This window comes from Streptomyces sp. cg36 (assembly GCF_041080675.1).
Taxonomy (GTDB): domain Bacteria; phylum Actinomycetota; class Actinomycetes; order Streptomycetales; family Streptomycetaceae; genus Streptomyces.
In genome coordinates this window covers 7291578-7310439 of record NZ_CP163520.1, presented here as the reverse complement: position 1 = coordinate 7310439, position 18862 = coordinate 7291578, and the positions used below count along the sequence as shown (strand labels likewise).

Here is an 18862-nt window from a genome sequence, read left to right as displayed (position 1 = left end):
CCCGGGCTCCGCCGCGCGCGCCCGTTCGTGCGGGCGCGGCCGGAACCGGCGGCGCGGCGCGCGTCCATGGGTGACCATGGCCCCATGGACGCCACCCCCACGGCCACGGCCCGCTCCGCCGACGGAACGCCCATCGCCTACGACCGGCTGGGCGCGGGGCCGCCGCTGGTCCTCGTCGGCGGCGCGTTCAGCACCCGGGAGACGCACACCGCGCTCGCCCGCCTGCTGGCCGCGGACTTCACCGTGTTCACCTACGACCGGCGCGGTCGCGGGGCCAGCGGGGACACCCTCCCCTACGAAGTCGCGCGCGAGGTCGAGGACCTGGCGGCGGTGGCCGCCGAGGCGGGCGGCCCGGTGCGGCTGTACGGGCTCTCCTCCGGCGGTGTGCTGGCGCTGCGGGCGGCGGCGGGCGGGGTGCCGGTGACGGCGGTCGCGGTGTACGAGCCGCCGTTCGCCCTGGAGGCGGAGCGGCGTGCCGGGAACGCGCGCTACGGCACCGAACTCGCCGCGCTCCTCGCGGCCGGGCGGCGCTCGGACGCGGTCGAGCTGTTCGTCTCCCGGCTCGGCATGTCCCCGGAGCAGCTCGACCGGGTCCGGCACTCCCCCATGTGGCCGGGCATGGCGGCGCTGGCGCACACCCTGGCGTACGAGCACGCCGTGCTCGGGGACGCCTCGCTGCCCGTGGACCGGCTCGCGACGCTCGACGTGCCGGTGCTGGCGATCGCGGGCGGGGCGAGTCCCGACTGGCTGCGGGCCCCGGCCGCGGCCATCGCCGAGGCCGTGCCGGACGGGCGCGCGCTGACGCTCCCCGGGCAGGACCACGTCTTCTCGGCGCAGGCGCTCGCACCCGTTCTGAGCGGGTTCTTCGCGGCCTGACGGCGCTCCCCGGACACCGGACCGTACGCCCGCGTTCTCCTTCGCCGCCCGGTCCACCTGCGCAAACGTCTAGGATCAGGGGGTTTTCGCAGGAACGGGGAAGGAACACGGGCTGTGCGGTTCATGGGGAAGGGCCTCGTGCTGAGCGCCGTCGGCGCGGCGCTCGCGGTGGCGCTCGCGGGGTGCGGAAGCGGTGACTCCGCCGCGGATCCGGACGGCGGCCGGGGCACGGCCGACCGGGAGCGGGGCGACGAGGGCGGCGGGGGCGAGGACGCCCCGGGCGCCCGGGCGCGGGCCGCGGTGCTCGCCGCCGCGCGCAAGACCGGCGCGCAGTCCTCGTACCGGACCGTGCAGCGCGGCGCCAAGGGCGAGGGCCACTCCGAGATGCTCTTCCAGAAGTCGCCCTCGGCGAGCGTCGTCAAGTCGTGGAGCAGCCCGTCCCGGGCCAACCCCAGCGGGTTCAGCCACATGGTCTCCAGCGGCGGCGCGGTCTATGTGTACACGGACGAGCTGCCCGGCAAGAGCTGGTACCGGATGGACGGCGGCCCGGCCGACGGCGCCGCGTCCGGCGGGGCGCGGGCCGCGGGGTACGTCCGCGAGTTCGCGGGGGCGCTCGCCGCGTCGCCGTCGACCCGGCGCGTCGGCGAGGAGCAGGTCGGCGGCCGTCCGGCCGACCACTACTACGGCAGGGTCGTCATGGACGAACTCGCCGGGTACCGGGGCCCGGCCCTCGACGACCGCGTCCGCGACGGCTATGTGGCCACCAGCCGCAGGGCGGGCCTGAACACGGTGTTCATCGAGATGTGGGTGGGCAAGGACGGGCTCGTCCTCAAGTCGCAGGAGCGGGGCTACGGCACCAAGGGGCCCGAGCTGGTGGTCGAGGAGTACTCGGACTTCGGCGCCGTCCCCGCGATCGCGCCGCCACCGGCGAACACGGTCGCCACGTGGAAGGAGTTCATCGACTCCCTGGCGCAGCGCTCGTAGCCGCGACGGGCGTTCGGGAGAGCGGTGACGGCAGGGACGTACGGGAGGGGCGCCGCCCCATGCGGCGGCGCCCCTCGGCGGACACGGACGATCAGCGGTTGAACACGCTCGTGCGGCCCCCTTCGACGGCGGCGGTGCCGTCCAGCGCGGCATGGCTGGCGAGCCCGCACAGCTGCGCCGGGGTCAGTCCGGCCAGCGCCTTGAAGTCGCGGTTCAGATGCGCCTGGTCGTAGTAGCCGCAGGCGGCGGCGAGTTCGGCCAGCGAGGCGTGCGAGCCGTGCGGCAGCGTCAGCGCCCGCTGGAACCGCAGGATCCGGGCCACGGACTGGATCGGCAGCCCGATCTGCTCCCGGAAGAGCACCTGGAGCCTGCGCCCGCCCCGGCCGGTGGCACCGGCCAGTTCGCCCAGGCTCATCCCGCCGTGGCGCTCGCTCAGCACCTGCCACGCCTCGGCCACCACGGGCGAGACGTGCGGCCCGTCGAGCAGGCGGCTCGCCAGGGCCTCGTCGACCATCGCCCAGCGGGCCTCCCAGTCGGGCGCCGCCGCCAGCCGTTCGGTCAGCCGCGCCGTCCACCTCTTTCCGAGCAGTTCGTCCGGGTGCACCGTCTCGTTGGCCAGTTCGTGCATCGATATGCCCAGGAACATATAGGCGCCCAGCGGCGTGAAATCGACCTCGACGGCCTGCCCGGAGCCCTGGTAGCCGCCGAGCACGGGCGAGGTGCGCAGCCCTCCGACGAGCGAGTACCAGGTACCGCCCCCCGAGCCGCCCCCGTCCGGGCCGAACAGGTGCAGGGGGTCGCCCCAGCCGACGATGAGCGTCACCGTGGTGGCGGGCAGGGTGAGCCGCGCGGGCATCCCTCCCGGTGTGCGCCTCCCCCGGTACTTCACCACCCGGCCCCGCAGCCAGTCCGGTGCCGGACGTTCCACGCTCTCCCCCCGGTCCTCCTCCCTTCGGTCCGCCTCCTCTCGGTCTTCGGCAATCAAGGATGCTTTGGCCTCCACCTGCAACCCTCTCCTCACCATGCGCGTGTTCCGCCGACCGGAATCCGGCGAGGCAGTGCGCCTTCGTACAAGACCAGCGGTCGGCCTCGGGGCAGTCTGTGTCGGCAGAGGTGGTCAAGGCCAGGACCGGACAGGGCGGCTGGCTGAATATCAGCCATCGAACCTTGCCATGTGCATATGCGTATGGCCCGCGGTCCCGCGCACGGTGACCCGGCCCACCCCTCCGGACCAGCGCGTTCCGGTCCGATTCCCTGTTGCCACCCGCCCACGGGGGTGGCGGGTGGCAACAGGAAACCGGACCGAAACCGCTGTTATGCCTGCCCGGTTCCGGTCCGCTGAGCGGACCGGCGGCGCGGTGCGCAGCCGGTCCGCCGGGGCATCGGCCGGTCTCCCGCACCCGCAAGCGGAACCGCGCGCCCGGCGTCCGCGTCCCTCCGGACACCAGCACGCGCAAGATCGCACCGCGCACCACGGCACATTCCCGGAGGACCGCACCCATGGCCGCGACGGCAACCCGCCACCTCTACCTCGCCCGGCACGGCGAGGCGCTGCCCGACGAGAGCGGACTGTCCGAGAACGGCCGCCGCCAGGCCGTGCTGCTCGGCCGGCGGCTGCGCACCGCCCCGCTGTCGGCGGTGATCCACAGCCCGCTGGCGCGCGCGGCGGAGACCGCGCGGCTCCTCCACGGCGAGCTCGACGGGGTCCCGCTGGAGTCCTCGGAGCTCGCCGGGGACTACATCCCCTACGTACCGCGCAAGGAGGAACTGCCGCCGCAGTGGGCCGACTCGATGCTCGACCGGCTGGCGCGGTTCCCGCCGGAGATGAGCGAGCGCGGCCGTGAGCTGGCACCGGCCGCGCTGGCCCGCTTCGCCCGGCCCGTCGATGGCGACCAGCCCCGTCACGAGCTGGTCGTCACCCACAACTTCCTCATCGGCCATCTGGTGCGGGCCGCGCTCGACGGGCCGCAGTGGCGCTGGCAGGGGCTGAACCACGCCAACGCCGCGCTGACCGTGATCCGTTACGCCCCGGACCGGCCGGCCTCGGTGGTGTTCTTCAACGACATGGGGCACCTGCCCGACGAGCTGCGCTGGACCGGTTTCCCGCCGGAATTCCGCGTCTGAGGGCGCGGATCAGCCGGTGTAGGTCGCGAAGATCTTGGAGAACTCGTAGGGCTGCTGGCTGATGTTGGTGCATTTGTAGAGCGGGCCGGTGCAGGCGTTGGCGTCCCGGGTCTGCTCCCAGAAGGCCAGTTCGCCCAGGTGGTGGCTCTGCGCGAAGGAGACCAGCTGCCGGGCGGCGGCCTGGTTGTAGATCCGGCCGTCGTCGTTCTGCCCGAGCATCGGCGTCACGCCCACCATCGCCCACAGCTGGGCGTCGGTCTTCGCCGGGTAGAGCGTCTTCAGCTGCGCCTGGGTGCTCTGCGCGGCCTGCACGGCGGCGGCGCCGTAGTCCGTGTCGCGGTAGTAGTCCATCGCCATCACATTGACCACGTCGAGGTCGACGCCCGCGTCCCGGGCCGACTTCACCACGTTGAGCCCGTCGGAGGTCAGCCCCTCCGGCAGGACCGGCAGGGTCAGCGAGATCCGCAGGCCCGGGTGGGTCTGCTGGAGCCGGGCGAGCGCCTGGGAGCGGCGGGCGACGGAGGCGGGCTCCGCCACCGCCGAGCCCTCGATGTCGAAGTCCGCGTAGGTGAGGTGGTACGCGTCGACGACCGCCGCGTACTCGGTGTACAGCGCGTTGACGTCCGTGCACGCCTGGGCCAGCTCCACGCCGCTGGCGCCGCCGAACGACACCTTCACGTCGCCGCCCGCCGCCCGCACCGCGTCGATCTGGTCCTTGGCCCAGCCGGTGCGCGGGTCATAGGCGTTGAACCACATCGCCTTGCAGTTGGAGGCGGTGATGAACGCCAGGGTGAAGCTGTTCAGCCCGCTCGCCGAGGAGGCCGCCGCCAGGCTCGGGGTGGGCCAGGCGCCCATGTCGACGTAGGGCGCGGTGCGCACGGCGCCGGGCGCCGGACCGCCGGAGCCGGAGGTGGTGCCGCTGACCGCGTCGCCGTACGCGGAGGTGTTGCCCGCCGCGTCCTTGGCCCGCACCCGGAAGCTGTAGGTGGTGTCGGGCTGGAGACCGGTCGCGGTGTACGAGGTGCCGCTCGCGGCGACCGGGGCCGCGCCGCCCTGCGAGACCTCGTACGACACCGCCCCGGAGCCGCCGGTGGAGGCGGTCCAGCGGACGGTGAGGGAGGAGCCGGTGGGCGAGCCGACGGTGACGCCGGCCGGCACCGAGGGGGCCGGGCCGCCGCTGCCGGAGTCGCAGGAGGCGCCGTTGAGGGTGCAGTTGGCGGGGAGGCCGCCGCCCGAGACCAGGAAGCCGAAGCCCGCGCTGGCGCCCGGGGCCACGGATCCGTTGTAGTCGCGGCTGCTGAAGGAGTAGTGGTCGCCGTCGCGCTTGAGCAGTGCGTCCCAGTAGCTGCCGACGGTGGAACCGGACGGCAGGTCGAAGCCCACGGTCCAGCCGTTGACGCCCGCGCTGGAGTTGTTGGTGACGGTGTACCCCGCCTGATAGCCGGTGCCCCAGTCCGACGTCTTGGCGAACACGGCCAAGACGCCACCCGCCGCGCCCGCCGGGGGTGCGGTGACGAACAGCGCGAGGGTGGCGAACAGGGCGAGGAGGAGCGTGAGGGATCTTCGCATACCGGGCTCCCGAAAAGGTCTGGACCAAAGCGGCTCGGTATGTGAGTAGGCGACTCGCGGCGCCGCGTCAAGACTCCTCGTCACCATCCACAGCAACGGCCGCCACTCGTGGAGCCGTTGCCCGTTGCGGCCTATGATCGAATCGGGGCCCGGTCCGGGGTCCGCACACGGCTTCGGAGGCTGAACGGGTATGGCTGAGCGGCGGGTTGTCATCGTCACCGGTGGCGGTACGGGCATCGGCGCGGCCACCGCGCGGCTGCTGAGCGCCGCCGGTCACGCGGTGGTGGTCTCCGGCCGCCGCCCCGAGCCGCTGGAGCGCGTCGCCGAGGAGACGGGCGCCCTGGCCCACCCGGCCGACATCGGCGACCCGGCCGCGGTCCAGGGGCTGGTGGACGCGGCGGTGACGGCGTACGGACGGATCGACGGCCTGGTGCTCAACGCCGGGACCGGGCGCAGCGGAGCCGTCGGCGACACCTCGCCGGAGGACTGGGAGCTGGTCATGCGGACCAATCTGACCGGTCCGTTCCTGCTGCTGCGCAGTGCGCTGCCGCATCTGCTGAAAGCGCGCGGCGCGGTCGTCGCGGTCGCCTCGGTCTCGGCGTTGCTGAGCGGCGTGGGCAACGCCGCCTACGCCACGTCCAAGGCGGCCCTGCTCCAGCTGTGCCGTTCGCTCGCCGTCGACTACGGGCCGCGCGGGCTGCGCGCCAACACGGTCTGCCCCAGCTGGGTGCGTACGGAAATGGCCGACCGGCGGATGGCCCGCTTCGCTGAGGAGGCGGGACTGGGGGACGGCGGCGTGGACGCGGCCTACGAGACGGCCACCCGGCTGCTGCCCGCGGGCCGGCCGGGCGAGCCGGGCGAGGTCGCGGAGGCCATCGCCTGGCTGCTGTCCCCGGCGGCGTCCTTCGTCAACGGGTCGGTGCTCACGGTCGACGGCGGGGTGACGGCCCTGGATCCCGGGACCGTGCCGTTCGGGTTCCACGTCGAGCGCCGCGCGGCCGACGGCTGAGGGGCCGCAACGGAACGGTAGTCGGGCAGGCCGTGGGCCGGGCCCGGCGGGTCTCGGGCCCGGGAGGACCCGTCAGGCCAGCCCGGTGAGGAGTTCTTCCCTGCTGTTCACACCGGTCTTGCGGTAGATCGCCTTGAGGTGGTCGTTGACCGTGTGCGGGGAGAGCGCGAGGCGGCGGGCGATGTGCTTGGTCGGCAGCCCCTGGAGCACCTCCTGCATCACGGTCCGCTCCCGGCTGGTGATCCCGTACCAGACGGAGACGGCCGGCAGGAGCAGACGGCCCGGGGCCGGCTGGATCGTGACGGCCACCGCGCCCGCCTCGGGGCCTTCGAGCAGCTGGCCGTCGAGCGCGACCCAGCCGTCCCGGGTGGGCACCCGGCTCAGCGCCTGCCCGCCCGAGCGCCGGGCCAGATGGGCGATGTTCCAGACGGCGGCGGTCAGGTCCCGCTCGTCGGCCGAGGTGCCCAGGGGCGCCAGCAGCCGCATCCACTCGTGTGCCGAGGGCGTGGCCGCCGTCACCCTGTCGTCGGCCCCGACGAGGGCGACCCCGGGCGTCGGGCTGTGCCGCGAGGGCCGCAGCGGCGTCCCGGCGACGAACCGTCTCAGCGCGGCGGCGAGCGGCTGCGCCAGGGACTCGGCGTGCGCCGCCTCGGCGGCCGAGAACGGGCCCCGGTCCGGGTCGCGGACCAGGATCAGGCCGCCCCACGAGGTGCGGCCGTCGGTGAGCGCGATCCGCAGCTCGCCGCCGGACCCCTCGGGGACCGTCACGTTGGGCAGCCGTACGCGGTGGCGGTGGCGGGCGGCGCCGAGGCCGACCACGTCGACCTGGGCGGGCCCGGTGCGGCGGCGGCCGAACGGGCGCGGTTCGGCGCCCCGTACGTCCTCGGCCGGTCTCCGGCGCGCGGACGCCTCGCCGTACCCCTGCTCCTTGGTGAACAGACAGCTGGCCCGGCCCAGCGGATCGAGACCGGCCAGCAAGTACCCGTCGTGCGGGACGATCCGGCGCACTTCGTCGGAGAGCGCCCGGCCGAAATCGGGCACGGTCACCGTGTCGGACGCCTCGGCCAGCAGGGTACGGACGATCGTTTCAACTCCCCCGGTCACTCGACGAGCGTAGCCCGTGCCCACCAGGGGGCGACGGGAATTCCCCGCCGCCCCGCACCGCCCGGCCGTTCGCGCACGCCACCCGCCGCACGTCACACGGCGGTTCGGGAGGTTTCGGCCAAGTGCTGGCCGGAGCGCGGTGGTTGACGTGTCGTACGGCGGTGCGCCGGGCTGCGGCCGGGCCCGGGCGCACCGCCGTCCGCCGTCCGCCGTCCGCCTAGGGACCGGAGACCAGGTCCACCACGTTGGTGGCGGGACCCGCGGTGCCGCCGCGGCCGTTGATGACGTGGTTGATCGTGCCCTTGCCGCCCAGCGAGACCGTGACCATGTCGTGGAAGCGCACGCCGGGTGCGGCCGGTGCCTCGAAGGCGTGCTCGGCGACCACCGACGGGTTGGCGCTGAAGTAGCAGTAGCTGCCGAGCCCCCACGCCTCGTGGCGGGTCACCGGGTCCGCGACCTTGTACGCGTCGTAGCCCCGGGTCGGACCGTTCTGCCAGGCGCCCTGGTCCGGCGGGTCGTACGGCATCTCGTTCTGGAAGAAGTAGGTGCGCCCGCCGTCGCCGTTCCAGATCACCTGGTGCTGCTGGTAGTGCTCGACGAACAGCCCGTACACCGTCACGTCGGCGCCGTTGACGACCAGCCCGTTGGCGGCCGTGTTGCTGTTCCAGCCGACTCCGCTGCCGTGGTCGGCGCGCCACAGCCACATGTGGTCGCCGATGACGTCCGAGCTGTTGATCACCAGGCTCTGGGTGGCCCGGCCGACGCCCGCGCCGCCGACGCGGAAGAAGACGTCGTGCAGCGAGATCGGGTCGGCGGTGTGCCGGGCGCCCGCTCCGGGGGCCCCGACCCGCATCAGGAGCGCGGAGTTGACCGGTCCCGCGTCGATGAGCAGCCCGGCGACCTTCACTCCGTCGACGTCGGCGACGTCCAGTGCGGTGATCCCGTTGTCCGGGACCAGCGTGGCCAGGCCCAGGCCGAGCACCACGGTGTCCGGGCGGGTGACCTGGAGGGTCTGGTTCAGGTGGTAGACGCCGGGCGTGAACAGCAGGTCCTTGCCCTGGGCCAGCGCCGCGTTGATGTCGGCCGCCGTGGCGCCGGGCTTGACGACGAAGAAGCGGCCGATCGGCAGCGAGGTTCCGGCGGGCGTCCCGTTCGCCCACGTCGTGCCGGTCCCCGCGGTGCGCAGCGCGGGGACGAACACCTGGTACGCGCCCGCCCCGTCCACGTACAGGAACGGCTTCTCGCGCGTCACCGGGCTCTGCGCGACCGTGGTGTAGGGCGGGTCGGGGAAGGTGTTGGCCGGGGCGTTGGTGTCGCCGACGAAGACCATGTTCCAGTTCGCGCCGCTCCAGCTGCCCCACTGGCTGTCGCGGGAGAGCCACTGCTGCTGGGAGCCGGAGCGCACCTGACCGTCGATCTTGGAGTCGGCCATGAAGCCGCCGCTGGACCAGCCGCCGTCGTCGAGCTGGAGGTCGCCGCGCACGTGCATGCGGCGGTAAGGGGCGGCCTGCGAGACGGCCCAGCGGTCGGCGCCGCCGTTCGGGGTGACGGAGAGGTTCTCAGCGGAACGCCAGAAGTTCTGGGTGGCGTTGCCCTGGAACCAGTCGGCCTCGGCGTGCACGGCGCCGTTGATGGTCACCGCGTCCGGCGACAGACCCAGCCCGGCGACCTGGGTGTAAAAGCCGACGTTGGCGTCGACGCGGTAGCTGCCCGGCTTGAAGAGCAGGGCGTGGCGCTGGGGGCCGAACTGGTTGGTCTCCTGCTGGCCGAAGACCTGGTCGAGCCGGCTCTGGATGGCGGCCGAGGACATCGACGGGTCGAAGACCGACACGTTCGGGCCGAGGTCGGGGGCGTCCCCGCTCGGCGGCGGACCGTCCGCCGGGTCGACGCGGAAGGACTGGGCGGCGCTGCCGTTGCAGGCGTACTGCTGGACGCGCGCCCCGTCGGCGGTGGAGGCGCCGGGCACGTCGAGGCACTTGCCGCTGTTGCGGTTGACGAAGTGATAGGTGCCGCCCGGCTCCTCGACGGGCTTCCACTGCTGGTTGGCGCCGCCGCCGTAGGACCAGAGCTGGACGGGCGCGCCGTCGGCGGCCGAGACGTCGGTGACGTCCCACACCCGGTCGGCGGCGTTGCGGTTGCCGATCTGCGCGTAGCCGTCGGAGGTTGTCTGGAACCGCCACTGCTGGGCGGCGGTCCCGTTGCATCCGTACTGCTGGACGGCGGTGCCGTCGGCGGTGCCCGCGGCTGCCGCGTCCACGCACTTGCCGCTGTGCAGGGCCGTCACGGTGGCCCATCCGGCGGGCAGGGGGGCCGCCTGGGCGCGGGGGGCGGCGCCCAGCAGGGTGGTCAGGGAGGCGGCCAGGGCGCCGACGGCCGCCAGGGAGACGGCTCTTCGGCGGGGGCGGCGGGGGCCGGGCGGGGTGGGGAACGGCGGAATCGTCATGGGCTCACCCTTTCTTCAAGCCGTGAAGCTAGAACTCGTCCATGGACACGTCAAGAGTTCAGACCTCGAACATCCGGTCTGGACCAATCTCTTGACACCGACGCCGCCCGGCCCCTTCGGTCACGTGGTGAATTAAGGGGCGGTACGGGGCGAACCGTTGAGGTATAGGCCACTGGGAAGCAATCGAGCAGCCTTGCGTTCAATAAGTGAACGAATAAATGGGCATTTTGCGATCGCATTGCAAGGTGCCGAGAACAGGCCCGAATCGACCAGACCACATGATCACCAAGAGACACGCCAACCCGTTCTGAGCTGCATAGCCACTGGCCAACCGTCCGTCAAATTGACGAACCATCAGCAAACTTCACAGGGATCGAATCGCAACCCTACGACCGATTCACCCCGAATTGGCAGGCAGATTAAGCCCGTCCGACTCGTATCCGAAAATTCCGTTGTCATCTCGTTAAGGGCTAACTTCTTGACGCAACCTCTGGGGCGCGATTGGCTTCCAGCCACCTCGGCCGGAAAGTGTTCGGCCATGTCAGGGAGGTAGTTTTTCAGTGAGCACGCGTACCGGCCGTGGAGCGATGACCGTGGGTGTCGTCGCGATGGCCGTCACCCTCGCCGCATGCGGCGGTGGGAGCAAGTCCGACAGCGCCGACGCGGCGGGCAAGAAGCGGGACCTCAAGATCGGACTGCTGCTTCCGGAGAAGCAGGCCGCTCGCTACGAGAAGTCGGACAAGCCGCTCATCGAGAAGATGGTCAGCGAGCTGACCAGCGGCAAGGGGCAGGTCGTCTACGCCAACGCGGAGCAGGACGCGGCCCGCCAGAGCCGGCAGATCGACGAGATGATCACCAAGAAGGTCGACTCGCTGATCGTCGACGCGGTGGACTCCAAGGCCATCGGCCCGGCCGTGCAGCGGGCCAAGGACGCGGGCATTCCCGTCGTCGCCTTCGACCGGCTCGCCGAGGGCCCGGTCGACGCCTACGTCTCGTTCGACAACGAGGACGTCGGCCACGTACAGGCCAGGGCGCTGCTCGACGTGCTCGGCGACAAGGCGCAGGACGGCCAGATCGTCATGATGAACGGCGCCCGCACCGACCCGAACGCGGCCCAGTTCAAGAAGGGCGCGCACGCCGAGCTCGACAACAAGGTGCACATCGGCAAGGAGTACGACACCAAGGAGTGGAAGCCCGAGAACGCCGAGGCGAACATGAAGAGCGCGATCGCCGCGCTCGGCAAGAACAAGATCGTCGGCGTCTACTCCGCCAATGACGGCATGGCGGGCGGCATCATCGACGCCCTCAAGGCCGCCGGTGTCACCAAGCTGCCGCCGATCACCGGCCAGGACACCGAACTCGCCGGGGTCCAGCGGATCGTCGCGGGCGAGCAGTACATGAGCGTCTACAAGTCGTACGCGGAGGAGAGCCCGATCGCCGCCCAGATGGCGGTCGCGCTGGCCCGGAAGCAGAGCCTGGTCTCGATCGCCAACTCCAAGACCAACAGCCCGACCACCAGTGACATCCCGACCGCGCTCGTCCCGGTCGTCGCCGTGATCAAGGCGAACATCCGCAACACCGTCATCAGCGACGGCCTCTACACGATCGACGAGATCTGCACGCCGAAGTACAAGGCCGACTGCAAGGCCGCCGGGCTCCAGTAACCGACGCCCGGTCGCCACCCGGCCGAGACGACCGCTGCCCGGCCCCGCAGGACGCGGGGCCGGGCAGCGGTCGTCGGGCGCGGTCAGCCGCCGCCGAACGCCCCCTTGGGCGGGCGGCGCAGCCGGGGCTCGGGGCGGGTCCGCCCCGAGGTGCACGGCGCGAATCCGAACGGGGCGAGCAGCTCCGCCCGGAAGGAGGCGGGGGCCGTCGCGTACGCGGGCAGGCCCGCCGCGTCCACGGTGCTCAGGACCGGGTCGAGCACCGCTTCCAGCGCCCCCGGATGGGCCGTGGGGGCGATGCCGACGGCCGCCAGCAGCCAGTGGTCCTCCTCGCCCGGGATGCGCTCCTCGTGGTCACGGGCGGGCATCAGGGCCGGTCGCAGTCCGTGCAGGCGGAGCAGCGCTCTGTGCTCCTCCTCGTCGATGGCGACGCCGGGCGGAATCCACACGGCCGCCGCCTCGGGGGCTCCGGGGCCCGTCTCGGCCACCCACACCTTGCCCGTTTCCAGACCGAAGTGCGCGAGGATGAGCCGGAGTTGGGCCTGTGAGGCCGAGACGAGGGCGGCGGTCTCGGGCGGCAGCCCGTGATCGCCGGAGAGCAGGCGGACTATCGCGTTCACATCCTGCAGGGACGCGCGTCGAGCGGTGACCCTGTGCGCAAAGGTGAGGGCCATAAGCCGTGCCTTTCGCTGTGGTGCGTGAGGACGACAGTGGCCTCACGCACCTCTTTGGCTTCTCTTTACCGAGGCTACCCGCCCAAGGGTAAGGGCATCGTATGAATCCGGAACCCCTCGGCCTGCCTGGATTTACGTACGGACGGCGCAGGGCGTTCAGAGGCCGTGGGCGACCGGGTGGCGGGGCTGGTAGAAGGCGAGCTCGGCGCCGCTGGGCAGCCGGACCGCCGCGAGCCGGCCCCACGGCTGGTCACCGACCGGCCGGGTGATCTCGACGCCCTTGGCGGCGAACTCGGCGACCTGGGCCTCGATGTCGTCGCACATCAGATACAGCTCGTGCTTGGGCTCGTCGGTGGTGGGGTGGACGGCCAGCTCGGCGGGCGGCAGGCGGAAGATCAGCCAGCCCTGGCCCGCGTCCACGCCCGGAAAGCCCAGGACGTCCCGGATGAAGGCCCGGTCGGCGTCGGCGTCCGTGCTGTAGAAGATGGCGTGCGCGCCACTGAACATGCTGCCCTCGCTTCGTCGTTCCGCCGCGGTACGGGCCGCGGACCCGTCACCGCCACCCGGGGCCCGGCCCCCCGCGGGGCGGGCCCGCGACCACACCGGCCGCACTTTAGCGGCACCGGGCGCGCGCCGAGTCGAGCCGCGCTGGAGCGGACACGCCGACAGGACGCGGGCGTCACTCAGCGTCACAATGGGGGCGTGGAGTGGTTCGTCTCGCCCGACTACTGGATCGCCCGGCTGGTCTTCCAGCGCGCGCTCGCCGCGGTCTACCTCGTCGCGTTCCTGGGCGCGGCCCGCCAGTTCCGGGCCCTCATCGGCGCGCGCGGGATGCTCCCGGTCCCCGACCACGTCGGGCGGACGCCGTTTCGGCGGGCGCCCAGCGTCTTCCACCTCCACTACTCGGACCGCTTCTTCGCGCTCTGGTCCTGGACGGGGGTGCTGGTGTCGGCGGCGCTGCTGGCGGGGGCCGACGGCCTGGTGCCGCTGTGGGCGGCGATGCTGCTGTGGCTGCTGCCGTGGGTGCTGTACCTGTCCATCGTGAACGTGGGGCAGACCTGGTACGCCTTCGGCTGGGAGTCGCTGCTCCTGGAGACGGGGTTCCTCGCGGTGTTCCTCGGCAACGACGAGGTGGGGCCGCCGGTCGTGGTGCTGTTCCTGCTGCGCTGGGTGCTGTTCCGGGTGGAGTTCGGCGCCGGGCTGATCAAGATGCGCGGCGACGCCTGCTGGCGCGAGCTCACCTGCCTCTACTACCACCACGAGACCCAGCCGATGCCCGGCCCGCTGAGCTGGTTCTTCCACCGTCTGCCCCGGCCGCTGCACCGGGTGGAGGCCGCCGCCAACCACGTCACCCAACTCGTGGTGCCCGTGCTGCTGTTCACCCCGCAGCCGGTCGCCACGGCCGCCGCCTCGCTGATGGCGCTCACCCAGCTGTGGCTGATCCTGTCGGGCAACTTCTCCTGGCTGAACTGGACGACGGTGGCGCTGGCCCTGTCCGCCGTGGACTTCTCCCCGCTCGGCGGCGCCCACGACGTCCCGGCCGCCCCGCTCTGGTACGAGGTGGTGGTGCTCGCCGTCGCCGCGTTCCTGGTGCTCCTGAGCGTGCGCCCGGCGCGCAACATGCTCTCGCGGCGCCAGGTCATGAACTCGTCCTTCGACCCGCTGCACCTGGTCAACAGCTACGGCGCGTTCGGCAGCGTCAGCCGGCTGCGGCTCGAAGTGGTGATCGAGGGCACGGCGGACCCGCTGCCGCGCGCGGACGCCCACTGGCGGGAGTACGAGTTCCGGGGCAAGCCAGGCGACCCGCGGCACTGGCCGCGCCAGTTCGCCCCGTACCATCTGCGGCTCGACTGGCTGATGTGGTTCGCCGGGCTCTCCCCGGGCCATGCGCGGCCCTGGTTCGGGCCGCTGGTGGAACGGCTGCTCGACAACGACCGCGACACCCTGCGGCTGCTGCGGCGCTCGCCGTTCCCGCCGGACTGCCCGCCCCGCTACGTCCGGGCCCGCCTCTTCCGCTACCGCTACACGACATGGCGCGAGCTGCGGGAGACCGGGGCGTGCTGGAAGCGCACCTACGTGCGCGACTTCCTGCCGCCGACCCGTCTGGAGGAGACGGGCCGGCGCCGGGGGTAGGGGGCGGGCCGGTGGGGCGGGCCGGGATCAGCCCTGGCAGACCCCGCGCTCGTAGTCGAACGTGGCGGTCGCCTGCGAGTACTGCCACTGCGGGGCGAGGAGCTTCGCCTTCAGCTGGGCGGCGGCCTCCGGGCTCTCCACCACATAGCCGAAGTCCTGCAGCCACGACGGGTACAGGTTCTTCGAGCCGATGTAGAAGGCCGAGTCGTCGACCGAGACCAGCTTGTGGTGCTGGGCGTAGGGGTGGCCGTCGGCCCAGGTCCGGCCGGCCGAGCTGCGGAAGGTGGCCAGCTGGAGGCCCGAGCACATCTTGGCGCGGGCGGCGCCCTTGTCGCCGGTGAGCAGGGCCAAGCGGTCGCGCAGGGTGTCGCTGATCTCGGAGAGCGACTTGATCTGCGAGTAGCCGCCGCTGCCGACCGCGCCGCGGTTGGCCGGGTCGCTGACGACGATGCGCACCTTCACCCCGGCGTTGAGCTTCGCGGCCAGCGTGTCGTACAGCCGGATGTCGTAGCGCGGCAGCGGCGGGCAGGTCGCGTTGAGGTCCTGCTGGGAGATCTCGACGTGGCTCTTGGCGCTGCCGACGAGCGCGCGCAGGGCGCTCTCCTCCGGGTTGACCGTGTCGTAGTCGCGGTCGGCGTTGGTGTTGTCGTGCAGCCCGACGACGCACTTGGTGTCGGCGGCGGTGGGCAGCGTGGGGCGGAAGGCCGAGGCCGGGTCGCTGCTCCTGATGCCGACGCCGAGGCCGCCGACGGCGATCACGGGCACGTCGCCGGTGGCGGCGGCCGTGGCGGGCGCGTCCTGGGCCAGCGACGGCAGACAGCCGGCGCCGTTGGAGGAGGCGAACCAGACGCTGGCGATGTTCGACTTGTTCTGGCAGGTCCAGGACCACAGCGTGTCCAGGTACTTGCCCGCGGAGGAGGCGGCGGGGCCGCTCAGCGCCAGGTCGACGTCGGACACCGGGTGGGCGGTGTCCAGGTAGTCGTCCTTCCAGCCGTTGATGCCACCGGTGACCACCGTCTTGTTGTCGACGACCAGCAACTTGGAGTGGTTCCAGGAGAACGCGGTCTTGGAGGTGGTCATCGACGCCACGTTGAGCGTGACGTTCCGGGCCGCCGCGCCGAGCCGGCCGACCAGCTCGTCGCGGTACTTCGAGGGCACCACGTTCAGGTGGTAGATCGGCGCGGCGCCGACGAGGACGCGCACCTTGAGCTGGTGACCCGCGGCGGCCGACGCCTTCAGGCCGTCGACGACGGCGTCCTCGAACGCGCCGTTGGGGAACGGCGCCAGGGTCGATATGTCGACGGTGTGCTCGGCCTTGGAGATGTTCTCGGTCATCTTGGCCAGCAGCCGCTTGGTGCCGGGCCGCTCGGCGCACTTGTCGTCGCCCCAGCAGCCGGGGGTCTGGAGCAGCCAGTCCGAGGGGTCCGCGCCGGAGGCGTCGAGCCGGTTGCCCGCGGTGCGCTCCCAGACGCTTCCCTCCAGACCGGGCGAGACCTGGCGCAGGGCCTGCTCGACCGCGTCGAGGTGGTCGGTGGCGGGCGCGGAGCCGGTGGCGGCGAGCGCCGGGGCGGCGGGCAGGACCGCGAGGACGACGGAGCCGGCCACCAGGTGGCCTGCGAGACGGGTGCGGCGGCGAAGCTGACGGTGTGCCAATTCTTTTCGCATTCTGGTCGGGGCGGGTCGAACCGCCCAAGATCAACCCCGTGAGGTTACCAACCAGTAGAGGTCAGGTGGCCACACCATTGCCCCGGGGTGGCCGAGAACCGACGCCACCCCGGACGGCGGCCACCGGGACGGCCACGACGGGGAGTTCCCCCGGACACGGGCGCCGGGCGCCGACGCCCTCCGGAACGCCCGCGCGGTACGGGTCAGGGGCGGCGCGGCCCGTCCCACTCGGGCCGCTGCGGCCCGGCGGGCGGGGCCGGGTGCGGTTCCAGTTCGTGCAGTTGGGCGCGGAGCAGCAGATCGGCGAGGTCCGCACCCGGGCGGCGCGCCTCCGCGCGCAGGTCGTCGCAGCCTGGACAGCCGTCCTGCATCGCACTCCCCTCACGTCCCGGCCCCGCGCCGGACCCGGCAACTCCATCACGCCGCCCCGTCGTGCGTGCGCACCGCAACGGACCGTCACTCCGATGGCCCGGCCCCGCCGCCCGCCCGGTCCGGCGCATGCCCTCGGCACGGGTCTGGCCGGTTCACCGACCCGTCGGTAACTTGTCCCTGCCTCCGCGGGCGGTGAACCCGCCGCGGGGCCGCGCGCCGGGTCACTGCCCGGCGTGCGCCGCCCACGACCAGGCAGGGTGACGTGAAGAGGTACCTCCGCGCGGTGTGCCGCGCGCTCACGGCGGGCCTCGCCCTGACGGCCCTGGCCGTCCCGGCGAACGCGGCGCCCGCGCCCGCACCGGCCGCGCCCGGATCCGTACGGGAGCCGCGACCGGCCCCCGCCGCCGAGCCGTGGACCGCCCCGCTCTCGACCCGGGGCCGCTACATCGTCGACGCCGACGGCGACCGCTTCCGCCTCAAGGCCGCCAACTGGGACGGGGCGCAGGGCTCCTGGAGCGGCTCGGGCGACATCGGCGACCCGGCGACCCACCACGGCGGCCAGGACTCGTACGGCATCCCGCTGGGCCTCGACCGGGTCCCGCTCGCCGCGCTCGTCTCGGACTTCCGCGCGCTCGGCCTCAACAGCGTCCGGCTGCCGTTCTCCAACGAGATGATCCACACCACCGCCCCGGTGCCGGACGCGGCCCTCGCCGCCAACCCCTCGCTGCGGGGCCGCACCCCGCTCCAGGTGTACGACGCGGTGGTGGCGGCGCTGACCGGCGAGGGCCTCGCCGTAATCCTCAACAACCACACCAACACCACTCGTTGGTGCTGCGGCGTGGACGGCAACGAGCGGTGGAACAGCCGCCAGAGCACCCGCCAGTGGGCCGACGACTGGGTCTTCATGGCCCGCCGCTACCGGGACGACGCCCGGGTCGTCGGCGCGGACCTCTACAACGAGGTGCGCCGCGACATCCTGGACGACCCCAACTGGGGCCTGGGCGACGCCCACGACTGGTACGCCGCCGCCCAGGAGGCGGGCGACCGCATCCTCACCGAGGCCAACCCGAACCTCCTGATCGTCGTCGAGGGCATCAACTGGACCGGCATCCCGGCCGACGGACTCCCCCACGGCCGCCCGGTGCTCACCCCCGCCCGTACGCTCTCGCACACCCTGCTCGTCTCCGGGAAGCTCGTCTACTCGGCCCACTTCTACGGCTACACCGGCCCCCACCACAGCGGCGCCACCGGCATCGGCGAGACCCATGACCCGCGCTACCAGGACCTGACCCGCGACCAGCTGTACGCGGCCCTCGACGACGAGGCGTTCTTCGTCTCCGCCGAGAGCGGCCGGCACTTCACCGCGCCGCTGTGGGTCAGCGAGTTCGGCACCGGCGCCGACGAGACCGCCCCGGCCGCCCGCACCTGGTTCACGGACTTCACCGGCCGGCTCGCGGCCACCGACACGGACTTCGCGTACTGGCCGCTGGTCGGCTGGAGCACCGACGCCCACGGCGCGCCCGGCGGCGACAGCTGGGCGCTGCTCCGCTACGACGCCGCCGGGCACCGCACCGGCCTCCTGGACGGCGCCGACTGGCGGGCACCGGCCTGGCGCGCCCTGCTGGCCGCCCCGCAGCGGACCGGCCCGGTGCCGTCGACGCCCGCCTGGCACATGCTCGCCCCCGACCACCAGGACGCGGTCCGCTCGCTGCGGACGCTGGCCTCGGGCGACTGGGACTCCGGGGCGCGCAAGGCGGTCTGCCCGGACGGGGAACGGCTCGTCGGCGTCGGCCACGGACAGGGCCGGGGGCTGTGCACGGACACGTCCACCGGCGGCGATCTGCGCGCACCCGGCGGCGTCCAGACGGTCGTGCGGGACGAGCCTGACGTACCGCCCGGCGGCGACTGGGCCTCCGGGTACACCAAACTCCAGTGCCCGGCGGGCCAGTTCATGATCGGATACAGTCGGCGCGGCGAGACCGTGTCGGCGGCGCTCTGCGTACCCGCCCGGGAGCCGCTGGGCACCGCCGCCCGCACGCTGTGGTTCGACCGCGGCGACAACCGCCCGCCCGGTGGCCCCGGCGGCGACTTCGCCTACGGGCAGTACAAGGGCCAGTGCGCGGACGGCGAGTACGCGGCGGGCCTCGCCTTCACCACCCGGGTCGGCCACCTGGGCCGTCCCGACGCGCTGCTCTGCCGGGCGCTGCGCTGAGAGCCCGGCGAACCCCCGGCCACCGCCGGACGG

The 18862-nt window shown here is 72.9% G+C and carries 15 protein-coding genes; 7 read left to right on the top strand and 8 right to left on the bottom strand.

The window, feature by feature from the left end; translation table 11 throughout:
• The first annotated feature begins 84 nt into the window (after positions 1 to 84).
• Both AB5J87_RS32300 and AB5J87_RS32295 read left to right on the top strand, forming a co-directional pair.
• Complete coding sequence (locus tag AB5J87_RS32300) at positions 85 to 876, top strand: alpha/beta fold hydrolase (protein WP_369381904.1); 792 nt, start codon at positions 85 to 87, stop codon at positions 874 to 876.
• A gap of 114 nt (positions 877 to 990) precedes the next feature.
• Entirely contained in the window at positions 991 to 1860 is an 870-nt protein-coding gene (locus AB5J87_RS32295) for a hypothetical protein (protein WP_369381901.1), read from the top strand.
• Between the two features lie 91 nt (positions 1861 to 1951).
• Here the strand turns inward: AB5J87_RS32295 and AB5J87_RS32290 are convergent, their stop codons facing one another.
• Positions 1952 to 2788 (bottom strand): helix-turn-helix domain-containing protein, encoded by an 837-nt coding sequence (locus AB5J87_RS32290; RefSeq protein WP_369381899.1) that lies wholly within the window; start codon positions 2786 to 2788, stop codon positions 1952 to 1954.
• Positions 2789 to 3360: 572 nt separating this feature from the next.
• On the opposite strand from AB5J87_RS32290, the gene AB5J87_RS32285 reads away from it, so the two are divergent.
• Positions 3361 to 3984 (top strand): histidine phosphatase family protein, encoded by a 624-nt coding sequence (locus tag AB5J87_RS32285; RefSeq protein WP_369381898.1) that lies wholly within the window; start codon positions 3361 to 3363, stop codon positions 3982 to 3984.
• Positions 3985 to 3993: 9 nt separating this feature from the next.
• Here the strand turns inward: AB5J87_RS32285 and AB5J87_RS32280 are convergent, their stop codons facing one another.
• On the bottom strand, positions 3994 to 5553 hold the full coding sequence (locus tag AB5J87_RS32280) for a cellulose binding domain-containing protein (RefSeq protein WP_369381897.1): 1560 nt from the start codon (positions 5551 to 5553) through the stop codon (positions 3994 to 3996).
• A gap of 190 nt (positions 5554 to 5743) precedes the next feature.
• Here AB5J87_RS32280 and AB5J87_RS32275 point away from each other — a divergent pair, with 190 nt between their 5' ends.
• The gene (locus AB5J87_RS32275) at positions 5744 to 6562 is read left to right on the top strand and encodes an SDR family NAD(P)-dependent oxidoreductase (protein ID WP_369381894.1); all 819 of its coding nucleotides are present in this window, start codon (positions 5744 to 5746) and stop codon (positions 6560 to 6562) included.
• 72 nt (positions 6563 to 6634) lie between these two features.
• Here the strand turns inward: AB5J87_RS32275 and AB5J87_RS32270 are convergent, their stop codons facing one another.
• Entirely contained in the window at positions 6635 to 7666 is a 1032-nt protein-coding gene (locus AB5J87_RS32270; RefSeq protein ID WP_369381892.1) for a LuxR C-terminal-related transcriptional regulator, read from the bottom strand.
• A gap of 217 nt (positions 7667 to 7883) precedes the next feature.
• Positions 7884 to 10109, bottom strand: coding sequence for an RICIN domain-containing protein (locus AB5J87_RS32265; protein ID WP_369381889.1), 2226 nt, complete (start codon positions 10107 to 10109; stop codon positions 7884 to 7886).
• Positions 10110 to 10669: 560 nt separating this feature from the next.
• Here AB5J87_RS32265 and AB5J87_RS32260 point away from each other — a divergent pair.
• Positions 10670 to 11773: a sugar ABC transporter substrate-binding protein gene (locus AB5J87_RS32260; protein WP_369381887.1), complete on the top strand. Its 1104-nt coding sequence runs from the start codon at positions 10670 to 10672 to the stop codon at positions 11771 to 11773.
• A gap of 83 nt (positions 11774 to 11856) precedes the next feature.
• Here the strand turns inward: AB5J87_RS32260 and AB5J87_RS32255 are convergent, their stop codons facing one another.
• Both AB5J87_RS32255 and AB5J87_RS32250 read right to left on the bottom strand, forming a co-directional pair.
• Complete coding sequence (locus AB5J87_RS32255; RefSeq protein ID WP_369381885.1) at positions 11857 to 12393, bottom strand: hypothetical protein; 537 nt, start codon at positions 12391 to 12393, stop codon at positions 11857 to 11859.
• A 210-nt stretch (positions 12394 to 12603) separates the two neighbouring features.
• Positions 12604 to 12954: a VOC family protein gene (locus AB5J87_RS32250; RefSeq protein ID WP_369381884.1), complete on the bottom strand. Its 351-nt coding sequence runs from the start codon at positions 12952 to 12954 to the stop codon at positions 12604 to 12606.
• 195 nt (positions 12955 to 13149) lie between these two features.
• On the opposite strand from AB5J87_RS32250, the gene AB5J87_RS32245 reads away from it, so the two are divergent.
• Positions 13150 to 14580 carry a lipase maturation factor family protein gene (locus AB5J87_RS32245; RefSeq protein WP_369381882.1) on the top strand — a complete coding sequence of 477 codons (1431 nt, stop codon included), beginning with the start codon at positions 13150 to 13152 and terminating at the stop codon, positions 14578 to 14580.
• Positions 14581 to 14607: 27 nt separating this feature from the next.
• Here AB5J87_RS32245 and AB5J87_RS32240 read toward each other — a convergent pair whose 3' ends face one another.
• On the bottom strand, positions 14608 to 16233 hold the full coding sequence (locus AB5J87_RS32240; RefSeq protein WP_369381879.1) for a phospholipase D-like domain-containing protein: 1626 nt from the start codon (positions 16231 to 16233) through the stop codon (positions 14608 to 14610).
• 215 nt (positions 16234 to 16448) lie between these two features.
• The gene (locus AB5J87_RS32235) at positions 16449 to 16616 is read right to left on the bottom strand and encodes a hypothetical protein (protein ID WP_369381877.1); all 168 of its coding nucleotides are present in this window, start codon (positions 16614 to 16616) and stop codon (positions 16449 to 16451) included.
• 263 nt (positions 16617 to 16879) lie between these two features.
• Between AB5J87_RS32235 and AB5J87_RS32230 the strand changes: the two genes are divergently transcribed.
• A complete protein-coding gene (locus AB5J87_RS32230) occupies positions 16880 to 18829 on the top strand; it encodes a glycoside hydrolase family 5 protein (protein WP_369381876.1) in 1950 nt (649 codons plus the stop codon).
• Positions 18830 to 18862 lie beyond the last annotated feature (33 nt).

Bases quoted from the DNA above. Each gene is read 5' to 3' on its own strand.
- AB5J87_RS32280 (WP_369381897.1), bottom strand. From the start codon at position 5,553: ATGCGAAGATCCCTCACGCTCCTCCTCGCCCTGTTCGCCACCCTCGCG.
- AB5J87_RS32285 (WP_369381898.1), top strand. From the start codon at position 3,361: ATGGCCGCGACGGCAACCCGCCACCTCTACCTCGCCCGGCACGGCGAG.
- AB5J87_RS32235 (WP_369381877.1), bottom strand. From the start codon at position 16,616: ATGCAGGACGGCTGTCCAGGCTGCGACGACCTGCGCGCGGAGGCGCGC.
- AB5J87_RS32300 (WP_369381904.1), top strand. From the start codon at position 85: ATGGACGCCACCCCCACGGCCACGGCCCGCTCCGCCGACGGAACGCCC.
- AB5J87_RS32265 (WP_369381889.1), bottom strand. From the start codon at position 10,109: ATGACGATTCCGCCGTTCCCCACCCCGCCCGGCCCCCGCCGCCCCCGC.
- AB5J87_RS32275 (WP_369381894.1), top strand. From the start codon at position 5,744: ATGGCTGAGCGGCGGGTTGTCATCGTCACCGGTGGCGGTACGGGCATC.
- AB5J87_RS32250 (WP_369381884.1), bottom strand. From the start codon at position 12,954: ATGTTCAGTGGCGCGCACGCCATCTTCTACAGCACGGACGCCGACGCC.